Source organism: Litoreibacter albidus (assembly GCF_900107015.1).
Taxonomy (GTDB): Bacteria; Pseudomonadota; Alphaproteobacteria; order Rhodobacterales; family Rhodobacteraceae; genus Litoreibacter; species Litoreibacter albidus.
Genome location: NZ_FNOI01000001.1, coordinates 650,586 through 665,607, shown reverse-complemented (window position 1 = coordinate 665,607; position 15,022 = coordinate 650,586). Strand labels below are relative to the sequence as shown.

The 15,022-nt window shown below is 61.5% G+C and carries 16 protein-coding genes; 3 read left to right on the top strand and 13 right to left on the bottom strand.

Annotation, left to right across the window (positions count from 1 at the left end; translation table 11 throughout):
* Positions 1 to 12: 12 nt before the first annotated feature.
* From BLW66_RS03290 to fabF, 5 genes are all read right to left on the bottom strand, one after another.
* Positions 13 to 273 (bottom strand): GTA head formation protein, RCAP_rcc01685 family, encoded by a 261-nt coding sequence (locus BLW66_RS03290; protein WP_089944956.1) that lies wholly within the window; start codon positions 271 to 273, stop codon positions 13 to 15.
* A complete protein-coding gene (locus BLW66_RS03285) occupies positions 273 to 1,439 on the bottom strand; it encodes a phage portal protein (protein ID WP_089945662.1) in 1,167 nt (388 codons plus the stop codon). The genes BLW66_RS03290 and BLW66_RS03285 overlap by 1 nt, the downstream gene beginning before the upstream one ends.
* A 157-nt stretch (positions 1,440 to 1,596) precedes the next feature.
* Positions 1,597 to 2,925 carry a DNA-packaging protein gene (locus tag BLW66_RS03280; RefSeq protein WP_089945660.1) on the bottom strand — a complete coding sequence of 443 codons (1,329 nt, stop codon included), beginning with the start codon at positions 2,923 to 2,925 and terminating at the stop codon, positions 1,597 to 1,599.
* 501 nt (positions 2,926 to 3,426) lie between these two features.
* Entirely contained in the window at positions 3,427 to 4,584 is a 1,158-nt protein-coding gene (gene mltG / locus BLW66_RS03275; RefSeq protein ID WP_089944953.1) for an endolytic transglycosylase MltG, read from the bottom strand.
* Between the two features lie 7 nt (positions 4,585 to 4,591).
* A complete protein-coding gene (gene fabF, locus BLW66_RS03270; protein ID WP_089944951.1) occupies positions 4,592 to 5,845 on the bottom strand; it encodes a beta-ketoacyl-ACP synthase II in 1,254 nt (417 codons plus the stop codon).
* A gap of 105 nt (positions 5,846 to 5,950) precedes the next feature.
* Here fabF and BLW66_RS03265 point away from each other — a divergent pair, with 105 nt between their 5' ends.
* Genes BLW66_RS03265 through BLW66_RS03255 form a run of 3 tightly spaced genes read left to right on the top strand, consistent with a single transcriptional unit; the run spans position 5,951 to position 7,643 of the window.
* Complete coding sequence (locus BLW66_RS03265; protein ID WP_089944948.1) at positions 5,951 to 6,646, top strand: glutathione S-transferase family protein; 696 nt, start codon at positions 5,951 to 5,953, stop codon at positions 6,644 to 6,646.
* A 42-nt stretch (positions 6,647 to 6,688) separates the two neighbouring features.
* Positions 6,689 to 6,886, top strand: a complete 198-nt coding sequence (locus BLW66_RS03260) for a hypothetical protein (RefSeq protein ID WP_170833376.1) — start codon at positions 6,689 to 6,691, stop codon at positions 6,884 to 6,886.
* Positions 6,858 to 7,643 (top strand): hypothetical protein, encoded by a 786-nt coding sequence (locus tag BLW66_RS03255; RefSeq protein WP_089944942.1) that lies wholly within the window; start codon positions 6,858 to 6,860, stop codon positions 7,641 to 7,643. The genes BLW66_RS03260 and BLW66_RS03255 overlap by 29 nt, the downstream gene beginning before the upstream one ends.
* 12 nt (positions 7,644 to 7,655) lie before the next feature.
* Here BLW66_RS03255 and mnhG read toward each other — a convergent pair whose 3' ends face one another.
* The 8 genes from mnhG to fabG all read right to left on the bottom strand — a co-directional run bounded on the left by mnhG (position 7,656) and on the right by fabG (position 15,022).
* The gene (gene mnhG / locus BLW66_RS03250) at positions 7,656 to 8,045 is read right to left on the bottom strand and encodes a monovalent cation/H(+) antiporter subunit G (protein WP_089944939.1); all 390 of its coding nucleotides are present in this window, start codon (positions 8,043 to 8,045) and stop codon (positions 7,656 to 7,658) included.
* Positions 8,042 to 8,329 carry a K+/H+ antiporter subunit F gene (locus BLW66_RS03245; protein WP_089944936.1) on the bottom strand — a complete coding sequence of 96 codons (288 nt, stop codon included), beginning with the start codon at positions 8,327 to 8,329 and terminating at the stop codon, positions 8,042 to 8,044. The genes mnhG and BLW66_RS03245 overlap by 4 nt, the downstream gene beginning before the upstream one ends.
* Positions 8,326 to 8,826 (bottom strand): Na+/H+ antiporter subunit E, encoded by a 501-nt coding sequence (locus BLW66_RS03240; RefSeq protein ID WP_089944933.1) that lies wholly within the window; start codon positions 8,824 to 8,826, stop codon positions 8,326 to 8,328. Before BLW66_RS03240 ends, BLW66_RS03245 begins: the two co-directional genes overlap by 4 nt.
* Positions 8,827 to 8,828: 2 nt before the next feature.
* Positions 8,829 to 10,376: a monovalent cation/H+ antiporter subunit D gene (locus BLW66_RS03235; protein WP_089944930.1), complete on the bottom strand. Its 1,548-nt coding sequence runs from the start codon at positions 10,374 to 10,376 to the stop codon at positions 8,829 to 8,831.
* Positions 10,373 to 10,735, bottom strand: coding sequence for a Na+/H+ antiporter subunit C (locus BLW66_RS03230; protein WP_089944927.1), 363 nt, complete (start codon positions 10,733 to 10,735; stop codon positions 10,373 to 10,375). Before BLW66_RS03230 ends, BLW66_RS03235 begins: the two co-directional genes overlap by 4 nt.
* Position 10,736: 1 nt before the next feature.
* Entirely contained in the window at positions 10,737 to 13,616 is a 2,880-nt protein-coding gene (locus tag BLW66_RS03225; RefSeq protein WP_089944924.1) for a monovalent cation/H+ antiporter subunit A, read from the bottom strand.
* A gap of 215 nt (positions 13,617 to 13,831) precedes the next feature.
* A complete protein-coding gene (locus tag BLW66_RS03220) occupies positions 13,832 to 14,065 on the bottom strand; it encodes an acyl carrier protein (RefSeq protein ID WP_089944922.1) in 234 nt (77 codons plus the stop codon).
* Positions 14,066 to 14,284: 219 nt separating this feature from the next.
* A complete protein-coding gene (gene fabG, locus BLW66_RS03215) occupies positions 14,285 to 15,022 on the bottom strand; it encodes a 3-oxoacyl-[acyl-carrier-protein] reductase (protein ID WP_089944920.1) in 738 nt (245 codons plus the stop codon).

Genomic DNA, 15,022 nt, shown 5'->3' with positions numbered 1-15,022 from the left:
ATTCCAAAATAGTCACGGCAGAAAAACGCCGGTCACAGTTTCCTTAAGGACGGCGGCAGCCACCCCGAAAATCGTCAGCCAGACCCGCTTTTCCAGCCGCTCCAACCGCGCCTCGATCTGTCCTAGCCGGTAGTCCAGCGCGGTCCAGCGTTCCGCCTGCACCTGCTCCAGTGCTTCCAGCTTCAGCATCGGCGCCAGCTCCACCCCGCTTTGAAACGGCTCGTAAAGGTAGCGCGACCCGCCGCCCTTATGCGGGCGCTCTTTGCCCTCCATCAGTTGGGCTCCGCAGGCAGCCCCAGCAGCACACGCTTCTCGGCAGCACTCAGAAAGTCGGCGTTCGCCACCCGCTTCCACTGCGCCTCACGTTCCACCCCCAACGCGGGGATCTGGTCCAGATCGGCGCTCAGCGTCACCACTTCGCCCGACAGCTCCGCCAGCCAATGCGAGACCGCGCCCAGAACCTTGCCCGCCAGTGGCAGCACCGTCAGGCGGTAGAACGCGCGGTTGGCTTCCGCGTAATTGGCGTAGGTCGCATCTCCCGGTATCCCCAGCAGCATCGGCGGCACCCCGAAGGCCTGTGCAATCTCCCGCGCGGCGGCTTCCTTGGTTTTCTGGAACTCCATGTCCGACGGGCTGAACCCCATCGGCTTCCAGTCCAATCCGCCCTCCAGCAGCATCGGACGCCCCGCATTGCGCGCGCCTTGGTGGTGCGCCTCCATCTCGACCTGCAACCGCTCGAACTGGTCATTCGTCATCGCCTGCTGGCCGTCGCCGCCCTTATAAACGATTGCGCCAGAAGGCCGCGCCGCATTGTCCAGCAGCGCCTTGGACCAGCGCGACGCGCTGTTATGCACATCAATCGCCGTCGCCGCCGCCTGCAAAGGCGAAAAGCCGTAGTGGTCATCTTGCGGATGAAAGCTGCGGATATGGCAGATCGGCGCCAAATCCCCCGTCATGCTAAACCGATGCTTGCGCCCGCCCACGGCGTATTCATAGGCCGCTGGCCAACCGTCCGCCCCTGGCACCAAATTCATCCGCTCGGAGCGCAGCACATGCAGCTCCACCGGGACGCCGTCGCCTAGGCCTACCGCTTCCAGATAGCCGTTGCCTGACAACAAAAGCTGGCCATAAAGCGCTTCCAGCATCTCCGCCCGCCCCTGCGCTTGGTTGGGCCGCGACATCAACCCCAGCACCGGATGCGTGTCATAGCGTTGCGCGTCGTCTTGCAGGATCAGCGGCAAGGCCGCCGCCGCCTCCGCGATCATCTTCACTGACCGGAACCCCACAGGGTTCGCCGCAAAGCCGGAGCGCGTCAGTGACGGCGTGTCACGCGGGCTCCAGGCAATGCCGCGCCCGCCGTAAGCCAGCACCTTGCCCGTGGCCGAGGCTTTCGCCTCCGGCACCTGCGCCTGTCCACGCCGCAAAAAGTCAAACACCATCATCCGGCTCCCGTTCGTCCAAAAGAAAAGGCCCCCGTGGTGCAAATCCATGGGGGCCTCAATTGTCTGTCGTCCAAGGCCCACAGGCCTCTCATCGCGTCTTGGGGGCACATTAGCGCACAGCTCCTAAGACCGCATTACACCACCGTACGGTGCTCTAGAGCGTGCGTATCCGCGCCTTCGGCGCAGCCCGCCCCATCAGTTCTGTCAGCGCCCACACCAGCGCGTCCACACGGTCCGGAGAGCCTGAGCCGTGAAAGCCCGTCGTCGTCATCTGGCACATCTGGTCCTCCAGCGGCCCCAACGCGCCGTAATGCGCCACACGCCCCTGCTCGTACAAAGCCGCCACAGGCTCCGCCCGCGCCGCCTTCCCGCGTGATGCGTGGACAGAGCGGTACGGCACCAGCGGGTCCAACTGCCGGATCAACGTCTCCACCAAGTCGCCGCCTTGGTTCACTTCCGCCACGATCCGCTCCGCGCCGTGCCGCGCGTAGGCCGCCAACGCCGCATGCGCCCAGCCCGTGGGCGATGCCCCCTCAACGGTCGCGTCCTCGATCACCACGGCTTGCCAGTCCGCGCCACTGCGCACCAAGCCAGCCACCACGATCCCGCAAGCGTCCGACGCCTTGTTCGATGACACCGCAGGGTCCACCGCAACAACCACCCGCTCGAATTCGGGCAACGCGCTCAGCCGCACATCCTCCAGCATCGACGCGGTCCACAGCGCACCGTCCAGATCCTCCAGCAGAACGCCGTCCAACTCCTGACGACCCATCCGCGTGTTGCCAAACCGCGCTCGCACCTCCTCCAGAAACGACGCCGCCAAGTTCGCGCGGTTCGCCTCCGTCGGCGCATGGGTCACCACGGTGGTGCCCGCGTCCAGCACCTGCTTCAGCACCGCCACATTGCGCGGCGTTGTGGTGATCACCTGTTGCGGGCAGTCCCCCAAGCGCAGCGCGAATTGCAACTGGTCATAGGCCTCGCGCGCCTTCTTCCACTTGGCCAGCTCGTCAACCCACGCCGCATCAAACTGCGGCCCCCGCATATGCTCTGGCGACGACGCGCTATGCGCCTCGGCTACAGCACCGTTCGGCCACACCAGACGCCGCCGCGTGGCCTGCCATTCCGGACGCCTGTCAGGCGGAGAGCACGCCATGATCCCGCTATCGCCAAAAATCATCACGTCGCGCACTTGGTCAAAGGTCTCGCCCACCAGCGCCACACGCCGCGCGCGCCCCGCATCCAGCGGCATGTCACCCTCCACCATCATGCGGACCCATTCGGCACCGGCACGGGTCTTGCCCGCGCCACGCCCGCCCATGATCACCCACGACCGCCAGTCGCCCGCAGGCGGGTGCTGATGCGGATGCGCCCAGAAGTCGAACAGATACGGCAAGGCCGCCAAGTCATGCTCGCTCAACCCGTCAAGAAACGCCTCCTGAACCGCGCGCGGCTCGGATGCTATCAAGTCGGCGCCCGACCTCAAGTCGGGCCGCTCCAAGATCAAGGGCGAATTCTCCGGCGCGACCGGCACGCTTCGTGCGGTGTTCATCTAGTTTTCCTTCCGCGTCTTTACTCGTGTTCAACAAGGACAAAAGCTCTTTCTTGAGCTTGGTTTGTAACTCGGAAGGCATCGACTGATCACGGCGCACGCGCCGCCACTCCTGTCTGACCTCGGTGGTCAGATCATGGGCCATTATCGTCAGGTCTTCCAAGATTTGGTCTACTGTTTGCGTCTCCGATGGGTCCGGCGAACCGGGGTGATCGGGGGTCTCTGTCATGGGGCCTCCTGCCTCCCTCACGCACAGGGCGAAAAGGGTCAGTCTAGGGACTGAAAACGAAAAAAGCGGCCATGGGTCTGATGACCCGCGCCGCTTTCTCAATTCGTCAGTCTTGAGGGGTCTTATCCCCTATTGTGGCCCAAAAGTCAAGATAATGCGCAGATGCAAAACCTGCGAACGCTGTTTCTTAACAAATGGTTAGCGGATCAATTCTCCGCTTTTCTGGCCGCCTCGATCTTGCGCCATTCCGCCACGTTCTTGTTGTGCTCTTGGATCGTCACAGCAAATGCGTGCCCTCCCGTGCCGTCCGCCACAAAGAAGATATAGGGCGTCTCGTCGGGGTTCAGCGCCGCCTCAATCGCCAAACGGCCAGGGTTGGCAATCGGCGTCGGGGTCAGGCCCGGGATGGCGTAGGTGTTATAGGGCGTTTCGCGGTCCAACTCGGACCGGCGCAGGCCACGGCCCAACACGCCTTCCCCACGGGTAATCCCGTAGATCACGGCAGGGTCGGTTTGTAGCTTCATGCCTTGGCGCAGACGGTTGGTAAACACGCTGGCCACTTGACGCCGCTCCTCTGCAATGCCCGTCTCTTTCTCGATGATAGAGGCCAGAATAAGCGCTTCCTCAGGTGTCTTGAGCGGCACCGACGGGTCGCGCGCCTCCCAAGCTTCTGCCAAAATCTTCTCTTGCGCCGCCGTCATCCGTGCCACGACATCCGTGCGCAGGTCACCGGGTTTCACCTCGTAGCTGTCCGGCGCAAGGCTGCCCTCTGGGGGCGTTGCTTCGATCTCGCCTTCCAGCACGTCCAGCGCGCGCAGGCTGTCGGCGATCTGCCAACTGGTCGCGCCCTCTGCCACCGCCACGCGGTAACGCACATCGCGGTCGTCACGAGCCTCTACATACACTTGCGGGGCTTCATCCACGCCAGGCGTGAACTTGGCCGTCTCAACGTATGCGTTCGTCGCTGGGTCCAGCTCGCGCACCACTGCGCTGCGCGAGGTAACACCGATACGGTACACAACTTCCGTGCCGCAGGTGTTCTGCCCGCCACGGGTCACGATATCCACGATCTCCGCCATAGACGCGCCTGCAGGCACCAGAAAGCTACCCGCCTTCAGCTGTTGCGACTTGTCCGCGTAATCCGCACCAATGCGAAAGATGCGCCCGTTGCTCACCGCGCCCTTGGCTTCCAGATCACGCGAAACCAGCGCCATGGAGCCGCCCAAAGGCACGCGCAAACACATGGCGTCCTCCAGCGGTCCTTCGCTGCTGTATTGCGATTGCCCCCAACCCACGATTGCACCGGCACCCACCAGCAGCAATATAAACAGGGTCAGAAAATTCGAGGCGATAGACTTCCACATCGGCGGGTTACACTTTCCCCATGATCAAGCAGGCGTTGGTCCCGCCAAAGCCGAAGCTGTTGGACAAAACAACATTAACGTCGCGCTCTACTGCCTTGTTTGCACACAGATTGATGTCCGTATCCACGGCAGGATTATCAAGGTTAATCGTCGGCGGGCACACGTTGTCCCGCATCGCCAAGATGCAGAAAATAGCCTCAATCGCGCCCGCAGCGCCAAGCAGGTGCCCCGTCATCGACTTCGTCGACGACATAGCCGCGTTTTTGCAGGCATCGCCCAACAGGCGCTCCACCGCGCCCAGCTCAATGGTGTCGGCCATGGTCGATGTACCATGCGCGTTGATGTAGTCGATCTGCGACGGCTCAATGCCCGCACGTTTCACAGCCGCGCGCATCGCGCGCTCTGCGCCCTCGTGATCTGGGGGCGGTGCGGTAATGTGATGCGCGTCGCCCGACAGGCCGTAGCCCAGAACTTCGCCGTAAATCTTCGCGCCGCGCGCCTTGGCGTGCTCGTACTCTTCCAGCACAACAACGCCCGCACCCTCGCCCATCACAAAGCCGTCACGGTCCGTGTCCCATGGCCGTGAGGCCTTGGTCGGGTCATCCGCACAGCTTGTGGACAGCGCCTTACACGCGTTGAAGCCCGCAATTCCGATTTCGCAAATCGGGCTCTCCGCGCCGCCAGCGATCATCACATCCGCATCGTCCAAGGCAATCAACCGCGCCGCGTCGCCAATGGCGTGCGCGCCGGTGGAACATGCCGTCACAACCGCGTGGTTAGGCCCCTTGAAGCCGTAACGGATGGACACTTGGCCAGAGACCAAGTTCACCAAGGCGCCCGGAATAAAGAACGGCGACACGCGGCGTGGGCCGCGTTCCTTGATCAGCACAGCCGTGTCCGCAATCGACGACAGCCCGCCAATGCCGGAGCCGATCATAACGCCCGTGCGCTCTAGCTCGTGTTTGTCGTCCGGCGTCCAGCCCGCGTCTTCCACCGCTTGTTGCGCCGCTGCCATGCCGTAAAGGATGAAGTCATCTACTTTACGCTGCTCTTTCGGCTCCATGTAGGTGGCCGCGTTGAATTCGCCCTCGGCTTCCCCGCGGGGAACCTCGCAGGCGTAGCCGGTTCCCAGATGGGAGGCGTCAAATTTCTCAATGGTGCGCGCGCCGGATTTTCCCGCCAACGCATTCTTCCACGTGGTCTCCACGCCGTCGCCCAAAGGCGTCACCATTCCAAGACCGGTAATCACAACTCGACGCATACCCCACCCCTTTATTTTGTAGCACAAGGTTTATCCCCCGCGTCTTACACGCCCACGACCCATAGGGGCAAGGCATGAGCGTGGGAATTCACAACTGCGTATCACATGGAGTGGCGGCTTCCCGCCTTCAAGGGGCTGCGCTACACTGGGGAAATGTATGAAATTTACTCCGTCGACCATTCGCTCTACTGCGCAAAACTGCGCCTTGCCCTGCGCACTAAGGGCGTGGCGTGGCGCGATATCCCCCCGACCAGCGATTATCTGGCGCGGGTCCCCACGGGGAACCTGCCCGCGCTGGTTGACGGGGATCTGACCCTGACCGACAGCGAAGCTATCGCCGAATACCTGGAGGAAAAGCACCCAAGCCCCGCGATGCTGCCCACGGGCCTTATCCCCCGCGCCAAATGTCGAGAACTGTCGCGGTTTCACGACACGCGGTTGGAACCTGCGTTGCGCCTGCTCTTTTCCAACGTGGACCCCGCCACGCGCAGCGGTTCCGAGGTAGAGGAGGCCCACGCAGGGATTACCAAACGCCTCACCGCGCTGAGCGCCTTGCTGGACCAAAGCCCGCTGCCCCGTGACCGCCTATGGCTATGTGATTGCGGACTAATTGTCACTTTGGAGTGGCTGAACATCATGGAGCGGCACAGCGTTCTGCCCGCGTTGCATTGGTCGGGCACCGTGCGCAGCTACCGTGCGCAGATGGCCACCCTGCCCGATGTCACGCAAGAGCTCACCAGCTACCGCCCGCATATGTACGAATGGATGCAAAGCAAGGGGGCCGTGGAGAGGAAACCTTAATCTTTCTGCCCCAAAGAGGATCACAGCCAATGCCCAACATGTGTGACACTCTTTATGACCACCTTCGCTATCTCAGCATTCTTCACGCGCTTTAAGGCTGGGTTTCGCCTGTTGTGCCTTGGGTTTGCGCTGTTTTTCGCACCGAACGCCGCGCTGGCGCAATCGTCCTGTCAGGGCATGGAAACCATCTCGCGCCTGTTGCGCCGCGCCGATGGTCGCAGACCCTGCCAGCCAGTTTAACAGCATCACTGCGAAACGGTTGGACGCCTTGGTGCGCGGCAAGAATACCAAGACATTGGAACGTTTGCTGAATGAACGTTGGCGATCCTTGGAAATCACGCAGATTAACGGAACATTCGCCAAACTGCGCGAGGCGGCGCAAATCTCGGTCGACTACGGCAGCAACGCGGTTGTGCATTACGTGACCGACCAAAAGCTGCAAACGCGCGTCGCCGACGCCACACGCACGATGCACGAACTCTGCGGCACAGAACCCGACCCAGAGGCAGGCGACCCTGCCAAACCCAAATCAATGAGTGCGCTGATCACGCAGGCAGTTGCGCGCAAAACCGATGGTGACGCGACAATCCAAGGCGGGGTTCGCTTGACCAGCATCTACTCCATCCTCGCGGTGTTTACCCTGCTCGCCCTCGGCACGCCCTACACCGTCGCATGGGTCCGCTCGATGATGCTGAAGCAACACCCATGCCGTATTGACGCGGTGGTGCACGGCAAGGACGGCGATTACACCGGTCAGGTGGTGATGCTCAGCGTGCGCGGGTTCACCTTCCGCATCGCGGCCAAGCACACCCGAAAGTTTGCCGAAAATATCGAAAAAGGCGCATCCTGTCTGGTGCGCGTGGGCCGCGAGAGCATCCAAGTCCGGCTTAAAAACGCAGTGCGCACGGACACGCATGAAGCCAGTTTCGTGATGAAAACCGAAATACCGGAAGCGCGACTCGTCACGATTCTGGCCCAGCCACCCGCGCAAACCTGAACAGTGCTCGGGTTACGATTTAGTCGCGGCCTCCGCCTGCGGTTCCTGATCCGGCGTGCTTAGCGTCGACCATGTATCGTCACGCGGCGGCGGTGGCGGTGTCTGGCAGGTCCGTGTGTGGATATTCACCTTCGCAATGAAATGCGCGGAAATCGGCGCGGTCACAAACAGAAACGCCATGATCAACACCTCATGGACGGAGGTTTGCCCCAAGGTGAACGCATGGATCATCGCCGCCAGCAACAGCATCCCGATCCCGATCGTGCCCACCTTTGTAGGCGCATGCAGGCGGGTCATGGGATCGTTGAATTTCAACAATCCGATGACACCGACGATGATGAAGGCCGAGCCGATCAGCAGGCTAATCGCGGTGGCATATGTTCCGATAATCTCACCAGTCATTCGATGATGTCCCCCCGCAGCAAGAAGCGCGCCAGCGCCACGGTGGAGACGAACCCCAACATGGCGACAAGCAAGGCGACCTCAAAATAAATTTGAACGCCCAAGTAAATGCCCAACACAATGATCAGGCCCAAGGCGTTGATCACCATCGTGTCCAGCGCAAGTATGCGGTCTCCGGGGGTTGGCCCCAAAACCAACCGCACCATCGACAGCAATTGCCCAAGGGCAAGTGCCGCGAACGCGATGATCAATGCGACGTCCAGAAGTCCGGAAGCTAGCGTCATATGAAGATCTCCTTCAGGCGGTTCTGGTAGCGGGTCATGATGTCGTCGCGCACCGCGTCAGGATCGTCGGTGTGCAGCACATGAACCAGCAAGCTGTGCCCTTGGTCCGACAAATCCGCCGATACGGTGCCCGGCGTCAGCGTGATGGTTCCGGCAAGGACGGTGATCGCCTCCGGCTGGCGCAGCTCCAACGGGACCACGATCCACGCGGGTTTCAGCTTGGCGTTCGGCACACTCAGCACGATCCAAGCGACTTGGATGTTGGCCACCAGAATATCCCACAACACCATAAGGCTGTAGGTTACCATTTTGCCCAACCGGAAGCCTTTCGGCGTATCGGGCCACCAGATCGAGGTGCCCCACGGGATCACGATCCCGAGGATGATGCCAAATACGACCATCCCTGCCGAAATCTCGTTTTGAAGCAGGGTCCAGACCACCGCCAGAAGCAGCGTCAGCAGCGGGTGCGGCAAGAGCCAGTAGAAAGCGCGTGACATGATCAGTAGTCCCCCGTCGTCGATGGTGTGCTGAGCTTGCCCGGCGCGTCGAGCACCGTTGAGATATACGGCTCCGGCGCGAACAACTGCTCCGCCATGGTGACCGCATAGCCATGCATCTGCCCCGCGAAAGCGGTGTGGGCCACCAGCAGGGCCACCAAGCCGCCAACGGCCACGTACGACATCGTTGCAGGGCGTGGTTGCGGCGGGTCGCTGTCCAGCGGCGCGACGCTATGCGCCTTCCAGAACAGGATGCTGCCCGCCCGTGAGAACCCGATAATGCTGATCAGGCTGGACCCCAGAACAATCGCCCAGATCCAGACCACAAGGTCTGTGCCGTAGGCCGCGTCCAGCACCAGAAGCTTGCCCAAGAAACCAGACAGCGGCGGCAAGCCCGCCATCGCGATAGCGCCCACAAAGAACAACCCCGCCGTCAGCGCGGTGCCTGCGACCGGTGGTTGCGGCGTCAGGTCGAGATTGGCGCGCCCCGTGCGCACCAGATCGGAAATCAGGAACAATACGGCGCCCGCCAAGGTGGAATGCACGATGTAATAGAGCGCGGCCGCGATGCCCTCCGGCGTGAACAGCGCAATCGACACCAGCACCATCCCCATTGAGCCGATCACGGAGAACGCCACAAGCCTGTCCAGCCGCTTGGCGGCCAAAACGCCGATCATGCCGATGGCCAGTGACAGCAACGCCGCCGGCAGCAACCATACGTCGTGCAAGCCAGACGTGACCTCCAGCTGGGGTGGGAAGATCATCGTGTAGACGCGAATGATGGCGTAAGCCCCCACCTTCGTCATGATCGCAAAGAGCGCCGCCACCGGCGCGGGGGCCTCCGCATAGCTGGACGGCAGCCAGAAATGCAGCGGCACCAACGCCGCCTTGATGGAGAACACCAAGAGCAGCAACACCGCCGCCACACGGATACCCACCGTATCTTCCGGCCCGATCATCGCCACGCGGTTGGCCAGATCTGCCATATTCAGCGTGCCGGTTTCAGCATAGATGGAGCCGAGCGCGAACAGGAACAGCGTTGAGCCGATGAGGTTGTAAAGCACATATTGCACGCCCGCACGCAGCCGCGCATTGCCGCCCGCGTGGATCATCAGACCGTAAGACGCGATCAACAAGACCTCGAAGAACACGAACAGGTTGAACAAATCGCCCGTCAGAAACGCGCCCATGATCCCCATAAGCTGGAACTGGAACAGCGCATGAAAGTGCCGCCCGCGATTGTCCCAACCGGAACTGATGGCGTACAGCAGCACAAATAGCGCCAGTACTGCGGTGAGCAAAACCATCAGCGTGGACAGGCGGTCACCGACGAGAACGATACCGAAAGGTGCGGCCCAGTCGCTAAGTTGGTAGAGCACTATCGTGCCGCCCGACGCCTGCAGTGCCAAGCCCAAGGCGATGCCGATCAGCGCGAGGACACCAGCAACAGACAACGTCCGCTGGATGCCGATGTGATAGCGCGCGGCCAGCACAATGAAAGGCGCCAGCAGTGCGGGCAGCACGACGGGGGCAATAATCCAGTGGTTCATGATGTGCCCTCAACTTCGTCGTCTGCGGTGACCGGATCGTCCGCCGGATCATCTACGTGATCATCGTCGGAGCCTAGAAACGCGCCCAAGCCGATCATCACCACAACCGCCGTCATGCCGAACGAAATGACGATCGCCGTCAGCACCAACGCCTGCGGCAGCGGGTCGGTGTAGACGGTCGCGTCGCTCAGGATTGGGGGGGCGCCGACGGTCAGGCGGCCCGATGCGAACAGAAAAACGTTCACGGCGTAGGTCAGCAGCGACATGCCCAAGATCACCGGAAAGGTGTGCAAGCGCAACATGAGGTACAAGCCACCCGACGTCAGGACGCCGATGGCGGAGGCAACTAGAAATTCCATATCAGCTTTCCTCCGTCGCGGGTTTTGCGCCGATTTGCGCCGGATCGCCGCGCGACGGGTCAATATCCATAGGGTGCTCGTTATCGGCGATATGCGCACGCCGCGCGAGGCGCGAGAAGCTTTCAAGCGACAGCATCACCGCACCGACCACGGCCAAGAACACACCCAGATCAAACAACGCGGCGGTCGCCAGCTCAAACTTCTCGAAGGGCGGGATGCGCACATAGGTGAAATCCGACGTCAGGAACGGCTTGCCCACGAACCACGACCCGATGCCCGTCAGGCCTGCGATCAGAACACCGGCCCCGATCACCCCGTGATAGGGGTAGCGCAGGCGCGACGACGTCCACGCGAAGCCGCTGGCCATATATTGCATCACCACACCGATGGAGACGATAAGCCCCGCGATAAACCCGCCGCCGGGCTCGTTATGGCCGCGCCAGAAGATGTAGAAGCCGACCAAGATCACCACCGGCATAATCACGCGGGTCAGCACCACCATCATCATCGGGTGAACGTCCCCTGCCCGTGCCTGATCCGGCTGGCGGTTCAGCAAGCGCGCGCGCACAGGACCGCCAAGCAGTGCCTCGGTCAGCGCGTAGATCAACAGCGCAGCGATGCCCAAAACGATGATCTCGCCGTAGGTGTCAAAGCCCCTGAAATCTACAAGGATCACGTTGACCACATTGGTCCCGCCGCCGCCTTTGTAGGAACTCGCCAGATGGAACTCGGAGATCGGCGTGTCGACTGCATCGCGCAGCAGGTAGTAATACGCCAGCGCGAAGGTGGCCAAGCCGCCTGCGACCGCCACGCCCGTGTCGCGCACGCGGCGCAGCACGGTGCTCTCAATCGGGGTGCGGTTTGGCAGGAAGTTTAGCGCCAGCAACAGCAGGATGATCGTGACGACCTCCACGGTGAACTGCGTCATCGCCAAATCCGGCGCGCTGAAGAACACGAATCCCACAGAGACCATCAGACCGACGATGCCGATCAGGATCAGCGACAGCAGGCGGTTGCGGTGCATCAACACCATGCCGCCCGTCGCCGCGACCAGCATCAGCCACCCCGCGATGAACACCGGCCCCGCGGTTTGTACGCTGCGCGTCGCAGCCCCCACGGTTCCTGTGACCCACGCGTGGTAGCCCACCGCGATGATCGCGACGCTGGCGATGGCCGCATAGCGGGTGAACGCGCCGTTATGCAGGGGCAGGATGAGTTTTTGCGCCAGCGTGGCCACGCTCTCCAACATTGCGTCGAAGATGGTTTTCGCTTCGGGCCGTGGTGCCCTGTCCCACAAGCGCAGCGCTGGTGTGAAGATGGCCATAACCGCCAAGCCGCCGACCACCGCGATGATCGACATGAACAACGCGGGCACCAAACCGTGCCAAATTTTGAAATGGGCGCTTGGCACCTTTGCCGTATCGCCCAGCACGGAGGCGGTGACCAGTTTCACAAAAGGCTCTGCCAGAAACGGTGCGACGCCAATGGCGACGACCAGAACCACCAAGATGGCTGGCGGCATCCAAAGACCCGCGTTCGGGTCGTGCGGCTCTGCGGGGTAATCGTCGCGCACCGGCCCCAAGAACACATGCCCGATCAGGCGGAAACAATAGGCGGCGGACAGCAGCGAGCCGAAGGTCGCCAAAGCCGGCACCAACCAAGCGCTGCCGAAGAGCACAGTGTGGTTGGCCTCCTCCAGCATCATTTCCTTGGACAAGAAGCCGTTCAGCAACGGGATACCCGCCATGGACAGCGCCGCGAGGGAGGCGATCATGAAGGTCACCGGCATCAGTTTGCGCAGGCCCCCAAGGCGGCGGATGTCGCGGGTGTGCGCCGCGTGGTCAATGATGCCCGCCGACATGAACAAGGCCGCCTTGAACGTGGCGTGGTTCAGGATGTGGAACACCGCGGCCATCGCGCCGAAGGCTGTGCCGGTGCCCAAAAGCATGGTGATCAGGCCAAGGTGGCTCACCGTGGAGAAGGCCAGCAACGCCTTCAGGTCATGCTTGAACAGCGCGATCAGGGCGCCCAGCACCATCGTGACCAAGCCTGCGCTGGTGACGATCATGACCCACTCGGGCGTGCCCGACAGCACCGGCCACATCCGCGCCATGAGGAAAATACCCGCCTTCACCATCGTGGCGGAGTGCAGATAAGCCGACACCGGCGTCGGCGCGGCCATGGCGTGGGGCAGCCAGAAATGAAACGGGAACTGCGCGGATTTGGTGAAACATCCCAACAGAATCAACACCAGCGCGGGGACATAGAGCGGGTCCGCTTGGATCAAATCCCTGTTTTCCAAGATCACGCTGAGGTCGTAGCTGCCGACGATCTGGCCCAAGATCAGCATGCCACCGATCATCGCCAAGCCGCCCATGCCGGTGACCGTCAGCGCCATCCGTGCGCCTTGGCGCCCCTCCGGCAGGTGCTTCCAATAGCCGATAAGCAGGAACGACGACAGCGACGTGAGCTCCCAAAACACCAACAAAAGCAGAATATTATCACTCAGAACAATCCCCACCATCGCGCCTTGGAACAGCAACAGATAGGTGAAAAATTCGCCCATATTGTCGTCGCGGCTGAGGTATTGGCGCGCGTAGGCGATGATCAGCAGGCCGATGCCCAAGATCAGCAACGCGAAGAAAAAGCCCAGCCCGTCCAGCATCAGGGTGAAGTTCAGCCCCAAGGCGGGCATCCAGTCGACCCGTGCCGTCACGACCTCCCCTTCGAGGACCATCGGCAGGTTTGTCAGCAGGCCCACGAAGGCCGCCAGAGACACGGCAAATGTCACGCCAGCACAGGCGGACCGCCCTGCGGAATTCATCAAACCCGGTAGAAGTGCGCCAAGGAAAGGCAGTGCGACGATTATGAAAAGGGACACGAGAACTCCAGAAACGATCGGTGAGCTAAAGTGCACAAAATCGGGTAGGATTCGCAATAGCATGAACAAGATAATCGGCCCTGTTCAGGCCCTATCGTGCATCACTTTCACGTCCGTTCACCGACAAGCGGCTCCAAGCGTCCTAAGCCTGCCGCAGCGCACAAAAAAAATGGCGCCCGAAGGCGCCACTTTTAATTTCGTAAAAGCTTAAAAACTTAGGAAGCTTCGGTGATGAATTTTGTCGCGTCGCCGAAAGTCTGGATGGTTTCTGCAGCGTCGTCAGGGATTTCGATCCCGAACTCTTCTTCGAACGCCATTACCAGCTCAACGGTGTCGAGGCTGTCTGCGCCCAGATCGTCGATGAACGATGCGTTTTCAACAACTTTGTCTTCTTCAACACCAAGGTGCTCGACAACGATCTTTTTAACGCGGACTGCGATATCGCTCATGATGTATTCCTCGTAATTGCTCGGGACATCCCCGAATTGTGGCGGGCGAGTTCCCCCACCCAGTTGGTATTGACCATTTGGCCTGTTATCTCGCCGCGACTGCGGCAGCCGGAGGGTTGCCCCCAGCAATATCTGCGCCGCCTATAGCACACCAAATAGGGAACGCAAACGCTTATGCAACCCACCGGTGACCACAGAGAAGACGCCGCGCCGCAGCGCCTAGATCATCGCCATTCCGCCGTTCACATGCAGCGTTGTGCCTGTGGTATAACCCGCTTCGGCGCTTGCCAGATACAGTGCGGCCGCAGCAATTTCGCCTGCGTCGCCCATCCGACCGGCAGGAATTTGCCCGAGGATGCCGGACTTTTGGTCGTCCGTCAGCTTCTCTGTCATCGGTGTCGTGATAAAGCCCGGCGCGATGCAGTTCACCGTGATCCCGCGTGACGCGACCTCATAGGCCAGCGATTTGGACATGCCAACCATACCGGCCTTGGATGCGGCGTAGTTACCCTGCCCCGGGTTTCCCGTGGCCCCCACAACGCTTGAGATGTTGATGATCCGGCCCCAACGCGCCTTCATCATGCCGCGCAGAACGCCTTTGCACAGCTTGAAGGTTGAGGTCAGGTTAACGTCGATCACCGACTGCCACTCCTCATCCGACATGCGCATAAACAGGTTGTCGCGGGTGATTCCTGCGTTGTTCACCAGCACATCGACAGCGCCCATCGCCGCGACCGCCTGTTTTGGCAGCGCGTCGACGGCCTCGAAATCGCTCAGGTTGCAGGGCAACACATGCGCGCGCTCCCCCAGCTCCGCCGCCAAGGCTTCCAGTGGCTCCACACGGGTGCCGGACAGCGCCACGGTGGCGCCCTGTGCGTGCAGGCTTTTGGCGATCTCGCCGCCGATACCGCCGGACGCACCCGTAATGAGCGCCGATTTTCCGTCTAGGTTGAACAT

Coding starts and splice junctions, on each gene's coding strand:
- BLW66_RS03290 (WP_089944956.1), bottom strand. CDS start 273: ATGGAGGGCAAAGAGCGCCCGCATAAGGGCGGCGGGTCGCGCTACCTT.
- BLW66_RS03285 (WP_089945662.1), bottom strand. CDS start 1,439: ATGGTGTTTGACTTTTTGCGGCGTGGACAGGCGCAGGTGCCGGAGGCG.
- mltG (WP_089944953.1), bottom strand. CDS start 4,584: ATGTGGAAGTCTATCGCCTCGAATTTTCTGACCCTGTTTATATTGCTG.
- fabF (WP_089944951.1), bottom strand. CDS start 5,845: ATGCGTCGAGTTGTGATTACCGGTCTTGGAATGGTGACGCCTTTGGGC.
- BLW66_RS03265 (WP_089944948.1), top strand. CDS start 5,951: ATGGAGTGGCGGCTTCCCGCCTTCAAGGGGCTGCGCTACACTGGGGAA.
- BLW66_RS03255 (WP_089944942.1), top strand. CDS start 6,858: ATGGTCGCAGACCCTGCCAGCCAGTTTAACAGCATCACTGCGAAACGG.
- mnhG (WP_089944939.1), bottom strand. CDS start 8,045: ATGACTGGTGAGATTATCGGAACATATGCCACCGCGATTAGCCTGCTG.
- BLW66_RS03245 (WP_089944936.1), bottom strand. CDS start 8,329: ATGACGCTAGCTTCCGGACTTCTGGACGTCGCATTGATCATCGCGTTC.
- BLW66_RS03240 (WP_089944933.1), bottom strand. CDS start 8,826: ATGTCACGCGCTTTCTACTGGCTCTTGCCGCACCCGCTGCTGACGCTG.
- BLW66_RS03235 (WP_089944930.1), bottom strand. CDS start 10,376: ATGAACCACTGGATTATTGCCCCCGTCGTGCTGCCCGCACTGCTGGCG.
- BLW66_RS03230 (WP_089944927.1), bottom strand. CDS start 10,735: ATGGAATTTCTAGTTGCCTCCGCCATCGGCGTCCTGACGTCGGGTGGC.
- BLW66_RS03220 (WP_089944922.1), bottom strand. CDS start 14,065: ATGAGCGATATCGCAGTCCGCGTTAAAAAGATCGTTGTCGAGCACCTT.
- fabG (WP_089944920.1), bottom strand. CDS start 15,022: ATGTTCAACCTAGACGGAAAATCGGCGCTCATTACGGGTGCGTCCGGC.